Below are 13,057 nucleotides of genomic sequence, written 5' to 3'. Positions count from 1 at the left end.
GTGCCCATCCTGCGCGGAAAGGGCTGCCCGGCGTACCGATTGGACTTACGGTGTGTGGATGGCAGAAGAGTCGTACGCGATCGACGTCGGGCACCCGCCCTCATTCCTGCTCAAACTCGTCAACCCGATGCTGGGTTTCCTGCTGCGCACCCCGCTGGCCGGACCGACCCGCAAGCAGCTGATGGTGCTGAGCTTCACCGGCCGAAAGACCGGACGCCCGTTCACACTTCCGGTGAGCGCCCACGTGATCGACAACGGTCTGTACGCGCTGACCGGCGCCCCGTGGAAGCAGAACTTCCGCGACGGCGCGCCCGCCCAGGTCCGCTACGACGGCAAGTCGACGGCGATGCGCGGCGAGCTGATCCGGGACCGCGCGATCGTGTCCGATCTGTACAAGCGCTGCGCCGAGACGTACGGCCCGCGGCGTGCGCAGACGATGATCGGGCTGAAGTTCCGCGATCAGGGCATCCCGACGCTCGAGGAGTTCGGCGAGGCGGTCGACCGCTTGCACCTCGGTGCGGTCCGGCTGACCCCGGTCTAGCCGGGCCCCGCGCCCGCCGCCGCGCGCGTTCGGGTGATCCCCGGCGGCTCGAATCCCGCGTCGGCCACCGCCCGTAGCACCGCCTGGCCGACCATCTCGGCACGCTCGGTTGGCGTTAAGGCGATCACGCAACCCCCGAAGCCGCCGCCGGTCATCCGGGCGCCCAGGGCACCCGCGCGCACCGCGGTGTCGGCGATCAGATCGATGTGCGCGGTGGTGATCTCGTAGTCGTCGCGCATGGATGCGTGCGAGGCGGTCATGATCTGCCCGGCCGTGGCGAAGTCCGAATCACGGAGCGCGGCAACGAAATCGACCACACGGCTGTTCTCGGTCAGCACGTGGCGGGCCCGACGCGCGTCGACCGGATCGGTCACCTGGCTCAAGATGGATAGGTCGCGGTCTTGAACCGCCCGCAGTGACGACACCGCGAGCTCGGCGGCCGCCCGTTCGCACGAGGCGCGCCGCGCCGCGTACTCACCACCGGCGTGCCGATGCCGGGCGCGCGAGTCGATCAGCAGCAGCGCGACGCCGCCGGCGTCGGGGTCGAAGGCCACCGGCTCGACGGTGAGGTCGCGGAAGTCGATCAGCAGCGCGGTCGACGGCGCTGCGAACAGTGCCGCCAACTGATCAAGCAAACCCGTTGGGGCACCGACGTATTCATTCTCCGCGCGCTGAGCCAGCCGCGCTTGTCCTTTTCTGTCGAGATGGACACCGGTAACCGAGGTGAGCGCGCCCAGCACCGCGCATTCCAGCGCCGCCGACGACGACAGGCCCGACCCCAGCTCCAGGTCGCTGGTGATCGACATCGCGCCACCGGGCACCGGGTGGCCGGCCTGTCGGAGCGTCCACATCACCCCGGCCACGTAGCTCGCCCACCCGTCCACGTCGCCGGGAACCGTGCCGAGCGGAATGCGCACCGTGCCGTCCGCGCGGTCGCTGCGCACGGTGATCGCTTCGTCGTGGTCGGGCGTGAAGGTCACAACGGTGCGTTGCGGCAGCGCGATCGGCAGCGCGAATCCGAGGTTGTAGTCGGTGTGTTCGCCGATCAGGTTGACCCGGCCCGGTGCCCCGTAGCGCACCGTCATGCGAGTTCGCGCAATCGCTGGGCCACGCTTTCGGGCAGGACGTCGCCGATGAACGCGCCCATCGCCGATTCGGAGGCCGCCAGGTACTTCAGCTTGGTGGCGCTGCGCCGGATCGACATCAACTCGACGTGAAAGTAGCCGTCGGCCTGGGCATCGGTGTCGGCGTACTGGTGCAGTGCCGAAATGTAGGGCAGCGGAACCGAATACATGCGGTCAAACCGTCCCAGTACGTCGAGGTAGAGCCGCGCGAACGCGTCGAGTTCGTCGTCGGTCAATTCGACGAGGTTGCGCACGAACCTGTTCGGGTAGATGTGCACCTCGACGGGCCAGCGCGCCGCGAACGGCACGAACGCCGTGAACAGCTCGGTGCGCGCCACGATGCGGCTGCCGTCGGCGACCTCGTGCGCCAGCAGGCTGGCAAAAAGGTTGTCGCCGTGCTGCTTTCGATGTTCGCGCACCTGCGCAAGCATCGCGGCGGTGCGGGGCGTCAGATACGGGTAGCCGTAGATCTGGCCATGCGGATGGGTCAGCGTGACTCCGATCTCCTCGCCACGATTCTCGAAGCAGAAGACCTGCTCGATGCCCGGCGCGGCCATCAGCTCGGCGGTGCGGTGCCGCCACGCCTCGACCACCAGCCGCGCGTGCGCGGCCGGCAACTGCGAAAACGAACCGGTGTGGTTGCTGGAGAAGCAGATCACCTCGGTCCGGCCATGACCGGGCGCCGAGACGAAGCCGTCACCGGCCGGCGCGCCCAACGGCCGACCGGGGCCGGCCAGGCTCGGGAACCGGTTCTCGAACACGACGACGTCGTAGTCCGGCGCGGGCACCTCGCTGGTCAGCCCGGTGGGGCCCGGGCACAACGGGCACTGGTCAGCGGGCGGCTTGTAGGTGCGGTCCTGTCGCAGCGCGGCGATGATCACCCACTGCCCCGTCGCCCGGTCGAAGCGCAACTGCGACTGGTCGGGGCGTTGTTCCGGCAGTGGCCTGCGATCGGCGACCGGCGCGGGACTGTGCCCCGGCAATGCGAAGAACAGCAGGTCACGGCCATCGGCCAGGTTCGCCCGCGTCGGCGCTGTCACGAGTTCGAAGACTAGCGTGACCGGCGGCGATCACGCCGACGTGCTCTGCTGCGCCCCGCTCGCGTGAGCGCGGAGGGAGGGCAAACCTACGAGCCAGGCACCATAGGGTGAGCAGAGGAGGGGCGGTAACGGGTGTCGGACGAGCGCGGAGTGCCCGAGCGCGGCCTTGGCGATACCAGCAAGCTCGACGCGAGCGCCGGTCTCCGCGAATCGGCGACGGCGCTCTACGAGCGGGCGCGAAATTGGTGGATCGGCTCCGATCCCGGGTTGCTGCGACTGCGGATGGCGGCACGGACGACGGCCGCGCTGGCCTGCTCGCTGGCGATGCTCTACGTGTTGACCCGGGCAACGGGGCAGCCGCTGACCGTGGCCGTGCTGGGCGTGGTCATCACGATGATCGCGGCCCGATCCGTCAACGAGCCGGATCCGCGCCAGCAGCGCATCACGATGACGCTGTTGCCCGCGCCCGCCGCGCTGTCCATCACCGCCGCCGCGCTGCTCGCGCCGCACCCGCTGGCCGCCGACGCCGTCTTCGTGACGGTCGTGTTCGCCGCGGTCTACGTCCGCCGTTTCGGGCCCCGCGGCAGAGCCCTCGGCATGGTCGCGTTCATGGCCTATTTCTTCACTTTGTATCTGCGAGCAAGCCTTTCGGAGTTGCCGTGGATGATCGGCGCCGTCGTGGTGGGCACGGTGTGCACGCACGTGATGAGCACCTACGTCATGCCCGATCGACCGGAACGCGTGTTGCGCGCCACGATTCGGGCGCTGCGGGCCCGGATGGCCATCCTGGTCGGCACCACGGCAGAGGCGGTTCGGACCGGCCGCCTCGACGAACGCCGCCAGCACCACATGCGGGCCCGCACCATTCGGCTCAACGAGACCGCGCTGCTGGTGCAGAGCCAGATCGAGGACAGGGCCGATCCCGCCGTCCTGTGGCCCGGTGTGACCAGCCAACAACTGGCTCCCTGGCTGTTCGACGCCGAACTCGCGATCGAATGGGTCGCCAACGCCGGGCGCACGGTGACAACCGTCGTCGCGGACGATCCCGGCGCCATCGCGATGGACACCCGCCTCGAACTGGTCGGGGCGCTGACCGAACTCGCCCGGGCGATCCGGATTCCGGCGCCCGGCGGTCTGCAGCAGGCCGCGGATCACGCCCAGCGGGTTCTCGACCGGCAGCCCGAGCCCACCGCCGACGACGACCCCGGTGCGGCCGCGGTGCGCCGCCTCGCGCTGGCGATCATCAACGCCGCCAACGCGACCGCCGAAGTCCGCGCGATCGTCGAGCACGCCACCAGCGCGGCCGCGGCGGGCCCCGGCAACACCGAACCACCCGACCTCGACGACGACCCGCCCGACAAGGACGCCGGCGCCGAGAAGACGAACGAGGGGCTATCGCAGAGCACCCGCCAAGCCATTCAGGTGACGATCGCCGCGTCGTTGGCCATCGTCATCGGTGAGCTGGCGTCGCCGGCCCGGTGGTTCTGGGCGGTGATCGCGGCGTTCGTGATCTTCGCCGGCACCAACTCCTGGGGTGAAACCCTGACCAAGGGCTGGCAGCGGCTGGTCGGCACCATGCTCGGCGTGCCCTGTGGCATGCTGGCCGCCACGCTGTTCGCCAACGACAAGACCGCATCGCTGGCCGCGATCTTCGTCTGCCTGTTCTGCGCCTTCTATTTCATGACCGTCACCTACAGCCTGATGACCTTCTGGATCACCACGATGCTGGCGCTGCTGTACGGATTGATGGGGCAATTCTCGTTCGGCGTATTGATGTTGCGGATCGAAGAGACCGCGATCGGCGCCGTGATCGGGGTGGCGGTGGCGATTTTGGTGTTGCCGACCAACACCCGAACCGCCATCCGCAACGACACCCGCGCCTTCTTGCAGGCGTTGACATCGCTGATCGAGATCTCGACGGCGACGATGTTCGGCGAGGACGAGGCCGTCAGCCCTACCGAGCAAGCCCGCCGGCTCGACCGAGACCTGCAGCAATTCCGGATTACCGCCAAGCCGCTGCTGGCGGGGGTGGCCGGCCTGGCGGGGCGCCGCAGCATCCGACGGGAGCTGCGCCTGTTCACCGCGTGCGACCGCTATGGGCGCCGCCTGGCCCGCAGCTGCGAGCGCTACCAGGATCCCGTCGGAGCACAACAGCTCGCGGACGCGTTCACCGCCGCGGCCGAGCAGACCCGCCGCAATATCGACGCGCTGATCGCCCTCGTCGACGGGGCCACGACAGTGACGGTCGACTTCAGGACCGATGCGCTCGACGCCGCCGAGGCCCTGGCCCGCCACCACGACGGCGCGGGCGCGCCGCACCCCGACACCCGGCGGTTCCTCACCGCGGTGCACGCGCTGCGCCAGATCGAACGGGCGGTCATCACCGCGGCGACCAATCTCGGCGCGCGTGACACCCCGAAGGTGGCCAGCGCGACAAGCTGACCCGGGGCTCGCGCGCTCCCCGCCGAGTTGGCAAGCTCCAGCTACCCCAGGAAAGGCGCGCATGAAATCTCCGGCAACACCATCTTCATTCCGGGCTCGACGAGTGGGATCGGATTAGGCCCGGCCTTGCGGCTGCAAGCCAAGGGCAACACCGTCATCGTCGGGGGCCGCCGGGCCGAGTTGCTCGAGCAGATCGCCGCCGCGCATGCCGGCCTCGACACGGTGCGGATCGACACCGCCGACGCGGCCAGCGTGCGCACCGCCGCCGCCGAGGTGCTGGCACGGCACCCCGACCTCAACGTCATCGTCACGATGGCCGGCATCATGAAGATCGAGGATTGGCATCACCCCGACACCTTCCTCGAGACCGCCGAGGCGACGATCACCACCAATGTGCTTGGCCCCATTCGTCTCATCGCGGCGTTTGTCGAACACCTGCAGAAGCAGCCGGCAGCAACGATCGTCACGGCCCGTCGGGCCTGGCCTTCGCGCCGCTGCGGGTAACCCCCAGCTACAACGCCTCCAAGGCCGCCATTCACATGCTCAGCGAATCGCTGCGGCTGCAGTTGGCCGACTCCACGGTGACGGTCAAAGAACTGGTGCCGCCGTCCGTGCAAACCGAATTGATGCCCGGGCAACGCGAAAACGCCGCCGCGATGCCGCTGGACGACTATCTCGACGAGGTCATGCGGGCTGCTGGAAGACGAACCCGACGCCAACGAGATCCAGGTGGAGCGGGTGAAGTTCTTGCGCTACGGCGAGGCCCGCGGCGACCAGGCCAAGGTGATCGCGGCGCTCAACGCCAGCGACCCGCACGGCAAATAGCCGACATTTCGTCGGATGTGTATGCCCAGCGGCGTCTGAGCGCTAGCATCTGGTCTCCGCGGGACAACCCCAGCGGTTGCGCTCGCCGTTCATCAACGGCATCAAACACTGGCAGGTCGACTACGGACGTTGAGGGCGTACGCCTCGATCGGCCGGTCGTAGCCGCGCAGATCCGACCACCGCCGCGGCGGCTTTGGGCCCGAAATTGCCGACAACCATGACGCAATGGTCGACCCGGCGCCACATCGGCGCATGAAGCATCCGTCCCAAATGTCGTTGACACTGGCAGCCCGTGGCCATACATTATCCGGAAGTTGTCCGCGTGGGCTGTATGCTCCGCGGATTCCGGGCTAAGGAGACCGCCATGGCCGTCGGTACCGCTCCCGCAAGTGTTTTCGACGCCGACCTGCCCGCGCTGACTTACGACGCCGCGGAGGTCTACCCGCGCATCGAAGCCGTGCAACGGCAGAGCCCCATCGCGATCGGCCCGTTCGGCCCCGAGGTGCTGTCCTACCGCCTGGTGCGCACCGTCCTTCGCGACACCCGGTTCCAGATCCCGCCCGGCATCAACCTGCTCGTGCAGGGCATCACCTCGGGTCCGTTGTGGGACAAGGTGGTCAACAGCTTGCTGTGCCTGGAAGGCGACGCACACCATCGGCTGCGCAGCCTGACGTCGAAGGCGTTCACCCCCAAAGCGACGCTGCGTCTGCATGACACGATGGCCGGCCTGATGAACGAGCTCGTCGACCAGGTCGCCGGCGCGGCGCGCTGCGACGTGGTCACCGACCTCGCCCGCCCCTACCCTGTGCCGATCATCTGCGCGCTGCTTGGGGCACCGCGCGAGGATTGGCAACGGTTTTCGCTGTGGGCCGACGAAATATTCAAGGCGTTCAGCTTCAACGTCGACATTCGCGAACTCGAACCCGGCGTGATGCGCGCGTGGGCCGAACTCGACGACCATGTCGACGACATGGTCGCGCGGCGCCGGCACTGTTTGACCGACGACCTGCTGTCCGACCTCATCCGTGCCGAGGACGACGGCGACCGGCTCAACGCCGCCGAACTGCGCATGCTCGCGGGAGGTTTGTTGTTGGCGGGGACGGATACCACCCGCAACCAGGTCGGTGCCTCGGTGCAGGTCCTCTGCGAGCACCCCGAGCAGTGGCAATTGCTGCGGCAGAATCCCAAACTGGCCATGCGCGCGGTCGAGGAAACCATGCGCCACTCGCCGATTGCGTGCGGAACGCTGCGCCTGGTGGTCGAGGATGCCGAACTCGACGGCTACCTCTTCCCCGCCGGCACCATGGTGTTGGTGAATACCGCTGCGGCCAACCGCGATCCCGATGTGTACGCCGACCCGCACCGCGTCGACATCACCCGCGAGGGAGCCCCGCCGATCCTCACCTTCGGCGGCGTGCACTACTGCCTGGGCGCCAACCTGGCCCGTCGCGAGCTGGCCGAAGCGCTGACGGTGCTGTGCCAACGGATGATCGACCCGCGCATCGTCGGCCCGGTCCCGTGGAAGCCGATGGTGAGCCTGAGCGGGCCGACGAGCGTGCCCATCGAGTTCGGCGTACGACGCTAGGACACCCACGAGTCGCGGTCCCAGGGCACCCGCTCTACGCTCGGTGGGTTACACGAAGTTAACGGGGGTTTGTCGATGCGCGGGTTCGCGGGCCTGATCGTGCCCGGACGGCGGCTTGCCCTGGTCGGGTCGGTGATCTGCCTGCTCCTTGCCTCCTGCTCGGAAGCCGTAGCGCCACCCGCCGCAACGCCGACGACCACGACGTCGACGTCCACCACCAGTTCGGCTCCGCCACCGCCGCCGATCACCGGCCCGCTGGAGAAGGACTGGAAAAGCTACGGCGGCACCGCCTATTTCGGTTGTCCCGAGGAATTCGCCGTCGGCAAAACCGCGCTGGACGACATTCACCCCAAAATCTTCGATCCGAAATCCGGACAGTACGTGGCGCCGTCGCTGCCGGCGATCCCCGCCGGCGAGACCGTCACCGGAGCCATGTGCGCGCTGTCGAGCTCGCCCAACGACATGAAGGTCGTCTACGTCGTGACGACCGTCAAACCCGGGCAAGCGCCCACCAAGACCACCGGCTACGCGTTCGACTTCAAGACGGGCAAGTCGACGGCGACGAAGGAACTGCAGCCGCCGACTCCTGACCTGAGATTGACCGAGCCAACGCAATGGCGGCTTGGTGCAACGACATCCGGCGCCGCCTGGCTCAACGCCTTCACCGACGGCCATGCGAGCGCGTCACCGCCGCATACCGTCCTGCTGTCCGGCGCCGACCTGTCGATGGCGTGGAACGACCCGCAACCCGGCCGAGTTTGGCCGGATGTCCTGTCGTTTCATCGAAACACGCAGCCGGGCAATAACTCTGGCGCGGAGCTGCGCCGCCCGTCGGGCGAGGCGATCTACCAGGACGACGAGGTAGTGAGCGTCGACGCCGAATTATCGGACGGGCCAGACAAATTGGTGAAGATCACCCGCCGCGACTCCCCCACCGCCGTGTCGACCATGTTCTTCGACCTGAACTCCAAGTCCGTCATCAAGGTCGGCGACTCCGACCGGATCTCCGGCGGTGGGCTGGCCGCGACGTTGTCGGACGGGAAGCTCTTCGTCGACGGCCGGGACTCGGCCGACTCGCAGTTCGGCTTCGGAGTGTGGAACCTGCGCACCCAGCACTGGGACCTGCTGAAGAATCGTGACGAGGCCAAGAACATGCCGATCGCCAAGAGGGCGTTCTTCAACGACCACCTCTACATCACGAACATCGGCGGAACATACTCGGTGCTCGCGTTGCCCGCTCCCGATCCGGTCGCGACGAATTGGTCCATCCGGCCCTTCGAGCGGATATCGGGTTGGACGCTGGTCTGCCGCGGTGAGACCACCGCCGGCGGCGAGTGCAAGGAAATCGTCATGGTGCAAGACCAGGACGGCCACTACCCGGGCCCCTGGTTCTAGCGCTGCGCATCGCGTGCGTTCGGGGCGCGTGACCTGTGCGTCCCCGGCATTGCGTGTGCGCCCGCGGTGGCGACACGCCGCGCGGGCTCACCACCGACGCACATTCGAAGCCGGGAACGCACACGTGCTAGGGAAACGCCATTATCGAAAAGGTGATAGTGCTTCTCCGGGCACGATGGTACGTTATCGATATATGAAAACCGTGCGCAGTTTTTGCCGCATCTGCACGTCGGTATGCGGCATCCTGGTCGACGTCGACGGTGACGAGGTGCTCCGCGTTCGCGGCGACCAGGACCACCCGTTTTCACAGGGTTACTGCTGCCCGAAGGGCCGGGCGCTGCCGCAGCTGCACCACCCATCCAGACCGGCTGGAACGGCCGCGGATGAGGATCGACGGCCGGCTGCAGGACACCACCTGGGACAGCTGTCTCGACGACCTGGGCGCAAAGCTGAAGGACCTCATCGACCGGCACGGCCCGGAATCGGTCGGCTTCTACTTCAGCACGATGGAAAGCGCCGGCTTCCGGATGGCCGAGGCCTTACACGCCGCGATCGGCACGCCGGCCAAGTTCAGCCCGCTGACCATCGACGGCACCGCCAAGCCGCTGATCTCCGATCTGGTCGGCGGATTCATGGGACTGTCCGGCCGCACCGATTTGGACCGCTGCGATTTCCTGCTGCTCGTCGGCGTCCAACCCGGTGGTCTCCCATGGCCATGCGATCTCGATGCCCAACCCGACCGGCACGGTACGAGAGATCGCCAGGCGCGGGCAAGTGTGGGTGATCGACCCGCGGCGCACCGAAACCGCGCGGCTGGCCACCGGCCATCTGGCGGCGCGACCGAGCACCGACCACGCCGTGTTGGCCTATCTGGTTCGTGAGATCCTGCGCGACGGCCGGAAAACCGATGTGCCCGTCCAGGGTGTCGAGGAGCTGACCGCCGCCGTCGAGCCGTTCACCCTCGAGTACGCCGCGTCCTATGCCGACGTTCCGGCGACGGAGTTGGCGCGGCTGGGTGCCGCGGTGCGGGCCGCCGCGGTGGAAACCGGCACCGGCGTCACGATGACGGCCGAGCGGGGCAACGTCACCCAGTGGCTGGCGTGGGTACTGATGATCCTGACCGGCGCGATGAACCGGCCCGGCGGCACCTGGTTTCATCCCGGATTCGCCTATCAGATGGAAACTTTCGGCGAATTCCTGCCGATCACGCCGATCGAGGGAAGCTTCGGGCCCGGTCCGCGCAGCCGCCCGGAGGCCCGGGCGTTCATCAACGAATGGCCGTGCGCGGTGCTGCCCGACGAGATCGCGGCCGGCCACATCCGCGCGCTGATCAACGTCGGCGGCAGCCTGGTCACCTCGTTTCCCGAAACCGGCGAACTGATCCCCGCGCTGCAAAACCTCGAGGTCTTCGCCACCACCGAGATCATCAACAACGAGACCACCGAGCTCGCCACCCACGTGCTGCCGACCAAGGATCCCCTGGAACGCCCCGACATCACCATTCACGACATCCTCAGCTCGCACGTGTCGGTGCAATACAGTTCCGCGGTCGTCGACCCGGTCGGTGAGCGCTCGATGTGGTGGGTGTTTGCCGAACTGGGCAAGCGACTCGGCTACGACCTGGGCAGTCTCAGCGACCCCGACAGCAGCACCGACGACGACGTGCTGGCCGTCCTGTTGGCCGGGGCCCGGGCCAAATACGACGAAGTGGCCGCCACCGGCTGGGCGGAAGTGCCCCGTGAGCTACCGGCGGCCTGGGTCGACGACCACATCGGACGGCTGGGTGGCTGGCGGCTGGCGCCGCCGCTACTCGTCGAGCAGCTCGCCGCTCTGCAACCACCCCCACCACTGGTGCTGGTGCCACGTCGGCAACGCCGAACACTGAACGGGCAGTTGGACTTTCTCGGCGAGGAACCCACATCCTGATCAGCCCCGAGGACGGCGCCGCCGCGGGCGTCATCAGCGGCGGGCGGGTGACGGTGCGCAGCGCCAGCGGAGAACTGACCGGCATCGTGAAGGTCGACGCGGCGATGCGGCCCGGAGCGGTGTCGATCCCGCATGGGCACCACCAGGCCAACGTCAATCGCCTGACCAACAAGGACGACATCGACGTCGTGACCGGCATGGTCCGCTATTCCGGCATCGCCGTCAGCCTGCACCCGGCCTGACGCAATCAACCGGCCGCCAACAGACCCAGATAGCGCTGCCGGGTCCCGGCCGGCACCGCCTTCCGGCGCTCCAGCAGCAGCACACAGCGCAGCGCCAGGTCGAACGACCGATAGCAATAGTGCGCGATCAGCGCCAGGTGCTTGAGTTGCTCGTGGCTCATCCGCTCCGCGTGGACGAAGTCGCGCACGTACACCATGTCGGCCTCCAGCAGCTGGTTGATGGGCCGGCGCGGATCCACGCACGGCGAAATCGGCCAGAGCTTGAGCTCGGGGAAGCCATGCGGGATGAACCCCTGGCCGCGGAGCTCGGAGTCGATATCGCCGAGCGTCGGTTGATCCTGGTACAGCGTTACAAACGGGATCTCGGTTTGGATCACGACCGCTTCGGCGAGTTTAACTGTCCCGCTTCGAAATACCGCGAGTTCGCCACCTTGGACGTCGATCTTCAGGAAGTCGATGTGCTCGATCTCGGAGATGTCGTCGAGCCTGTGCGCTCGCACGGGTACGCGTTCGACCACTTGCCCCGGCAGCTTGAGATACTCGAACACGTCCAGCGCCGCCGGGTCCAGTTCCAGCAGGCTCGTCATCCCGGATCCGCGACAGACGTTGAGCGTGTGGGTGTTTCCGTCGCCCACGGCGTACGGCAGATAGCGTTCGTGCTGACCCTTGCGCTCCTGCAGCGTGCGCAGCGCATCGGCCTGCGGCTCGAAGCCCGTCACACGGCACAGTACCGCGGCAAGCATCGGCGTGTACGGCGGCGCGGTATCTATCGGATTTACACCAACGTCGATGACTTCGGTAACGCGCTGTGGGACAACGAGTTTCCAGAAATCGCTGATGCCATCGGGAACCTCGGCCGCAACCACGAAGTCAAGTATTCGGCATTTGCCAGCCGGCGTCCAGGACGAGACGAGCGCCGAGTTCCCCAGCGGCCTTTCGCCGCGCTATGTATCAAACATGTTTCGATTGAGCTGCGATCGCGTCGCCTAGCGTATACGGTTGTAAAACTCTTGGCGCGGTGGAGCATTGCGGCAATGACGCTGCTGTAACTTCAGATTTAAGTCGCCCACCGTTGGACGATTCCCCCCGCTCCGCTGGATGGAGGACGCCAATGTACAAACGTGAAACCGAACAATGCCGCAACTGCCACGGACAGGCCGACGCGCTGGTCTGGTATCAGTATTCCTCGCGAGGGAACACGGTCGGACGAATCATCTACCGGATGCGCTGCCGCAGTGGTTGCACGGGTCTGGTGGTTACCGGGCCCGGTGCGCGCAGTTAGTCCGGCCACCCCGAGCGTCTCTCAAAGATAGGTGACCGGTCGGCTATAATTGCCGACATGCCACGGCCACCGAACCCCGACGTGCGCCGCCGCCTGCTGGAGGCGGGGCTCGAACTCGTGCACGCGCGCGGCTTTGCCGCCAGTGGGGTCAAGGACATCACCGATGCGGCCGGCGTTCCGAAAGGCTCCTTCTACGCCTACTTTCCCAGCAAAGAGGCGTTCGCCGCCGCGATCCTGGACCATTACTGGTCCGACATCGCAACGAGACTGCTGCCCCTGCTGGACAGGGGCGGACCGGCACGGCGTCGCATCGCACGGTTCTTCCATGCGCTCGCCGACGATCACGAATCGGGTGAGTTTTTGCTCGGTTGCCTGGTCGGCAACCTGTCGCTCGAGCTTGCCGGGTGTAGCGAACCGGTACGCGCCGAACTGGCCCGCATTCTTGGGCACTGGGATACGGCCCTGACGGCGTGCGTGCGCTCCGGCCAGAGTGGCGGCGACATCCGCGCGGACTTCGATGCGGGCGAACTCGCCTCCCTGCTCATCGAATCGTGGGAGGGTGCGGCGCTGCGCGGGAAGGTGACCCGCAGCCGCGCCCCGTATGAGCGTTTCGAAACGATCACCATGCCGGCGCTGCTGGGCTGATCTCGTCCCG

Annotated in this window: 11 protein-coding genes and 2 pseudogenes; 10 read left to right on the top strand and 3 right to left on the bottom strand. The window is 67.3% G+C overall.

All coding sequences use genetic code 11. The annotated features are described in order from the left end of the window. Nucleotides 1–58 precede the first annotated feature (58 nt). On the top strand, nt 59–541 hold the full coding sequence (locus tag T428_RS0121790) for a hypothetical protein (protein ID WP_025738136.1): 483 nt from the start codon (nt 59–61) through the stop codon (nt 539–541). Here T428_RS0121790 and T428_RS0121785 read toward each other — a convergent pair. Both T428_RS0121785 and galT read right to left on the bottom strand, forming a co-directional pair. Beyond that, on the bottom strand, nt 538–1,626 hold the full coding sequence (locus T428_RS0121785; protein ID WP_025738135.1) for a galactokinase: 1,089 nt from the start codon (nt 1,624–1,626) through the stop codon (nt 538–540). The genes T428_RS0121790 and T428_RS0121785 overlap by 4 nt on opposite strands. Then, nucleotides 1,623–2,705, bottom strand: a complete 1,083-nt coding sequence (galT, locus tag T428_RS0121780; protein ID WP_025738134.1) for a galactose-1-phosphate uridylyltransferase — start codon at nt 2,703–2,705, stop codon at nt 1,623–1,625. The genes T428_RS0121785 and galT overlap by 4 nt, the downstream gene beginning before the upstream one ends. 282 nt (nt 2,706–2,987) lie before the next feature. Between galT and T428_RS0121775 the strand changes: the two genes are divergently transcribed. The 8 genes and pseudogenes from T428_RS0121775 to T428_RS35015 all read left to right on the top strand — a co-directional run bounded on the left by T428_RS0121775 (nt 2,988) and on the right by T428_RS35015 (nt 11,120). Then, a complete protein-coding gene (locus T428_RS0121775; protein ID WP_051465324.1) occupies nt 2,988–5,147 on the top strand; it encodes an FUSC family protein in 2,160 nt (719 codons plus the stop codon). Nucleotides 5,148–5,174: 27 nt separating this feature from the next. Next, a pseudogene (locus T428_RS30135) lies at nt 5,175–5,972 on the top strand (SDR family oxidoreductase). 364 nt (nt 5,973–6,336) lie between these two features. After that, nucleotides 6,337–7,557 (top strand): cytochrome P450, encoded by a 1,221-nt coding sequence (locus T428_RS0121765; protein ID WP_025738132.1) that lies wholly within the window; start codon nt 6,337–6,339, stop codon nt 7,555–7,557. Nucleotides 7,558–7,632: 75 nt separating this feature from the next. Further along, the gene (locus T428_RS0121755) at nt 7,633–8,952 is read left to right on the top strand and encodes a hypothetical protein (protein ID WP_051465321.1); all 1,320 of its coding nucleotides are present in this window, start codon (nt 7,633–7,635) and stop codon (nt 8,950–8,952) included. Between the two features lie 175 nt (nt 8,953–9,127). Further along, nucleotides 9,128–9,238 (top strand): annotated as a pseudogene (locus T428_RS35030) (hypothetical protein); the annotation flags it as partial. 97 nt (nt 9,239–9,335) lie between these two features. Then, nucleotides 9,336–9,833 (top strand): molybdopterin-binding domain-containing protein, encoded by a 498-nt coding sequence (locus T428_RS35025; protein WP_245605028.1) that lies wholly within the window; start codon nt 9,336–9,338, stop codon nt 9,831–9,833. After that, nucleotides 9,727–10,878 (top strand): molybdopterin-dependent oxidoreductase, encoded by a 1,152-nt coding sequence (locus T428_RS35020; RefSeq protein ID WP_245605027.1) that lies wholly within the window; start codon nt 9,727–9,729, stop codon nt 10,876–10,878. Before T428_RS35025 ends, T428_RS35020 begins: the two co-directional genes overlap by 107 nt. Next, nucleotides 10,872–11,120 carry a molybdopterin dinucleotide binding domain-containing protein gene (locus tag T428_RS35015; RefSeq protein WP_342666363.1) on the top strand — a complete coding sequence of 83 codons (249 nt, stop codon included), beginning with the start codon at nt 10,872–10,874 and terminating at the stop codon, nt 11,118–11,120. Before T428_RS35020 ends, T428_RS35015 begins: the two co-directional genes overlap by 7 nt. A 5-nt stretch (nt 11,121–11,125) precedes the next feature. On the opposite strand, the gene T428_RS0121745 is transcribed toward T428_RS35015, so the two are convergent. Next, on the bottom strand, nt 11,126–11,986 hold the full coding sequence (locus tag T428_RS0121745) for an FkbM family methyltransferase (RefSeq protein ID WP_245605026.1): 861 nt from the start codon (nt 11,984–11,986) through the stop codon (nt 11,126–11,128). A gap of 473 nt (nt 11,987–12,459) precedes the next feature. Between T428_RS0121745 and T428_RS0121740 the strand changes: the two genes are divergently transcribed. Next, nucleotides 12,460–13,047, top strand: coding sequence for a TetR/AcrR family transcriptional regulator (locus T428_RS0121740; protein WP_025738129.1), 588 nt, complete (start codon nt 12,460–12,462; stop codon nt 13,045–13,047). Nucleotides 13,048–13,057: the final 10 nt, after the last annotated feature.

Source organism: Mycobacterium genavense ATCC 51234 (assembly GCF_000526915.1).
Classification (GTDB): Bacteria; Actinomycetota; Actinomycetes; order Mycobacteriales; family Mycobacteriaceae; genus Mycobacterium; species Mycobacterium genavense.
Note: the sequence above shows the minus strand (reverse complement) of the source record. Positions and strands in the feature narration are given on the sequence as shown.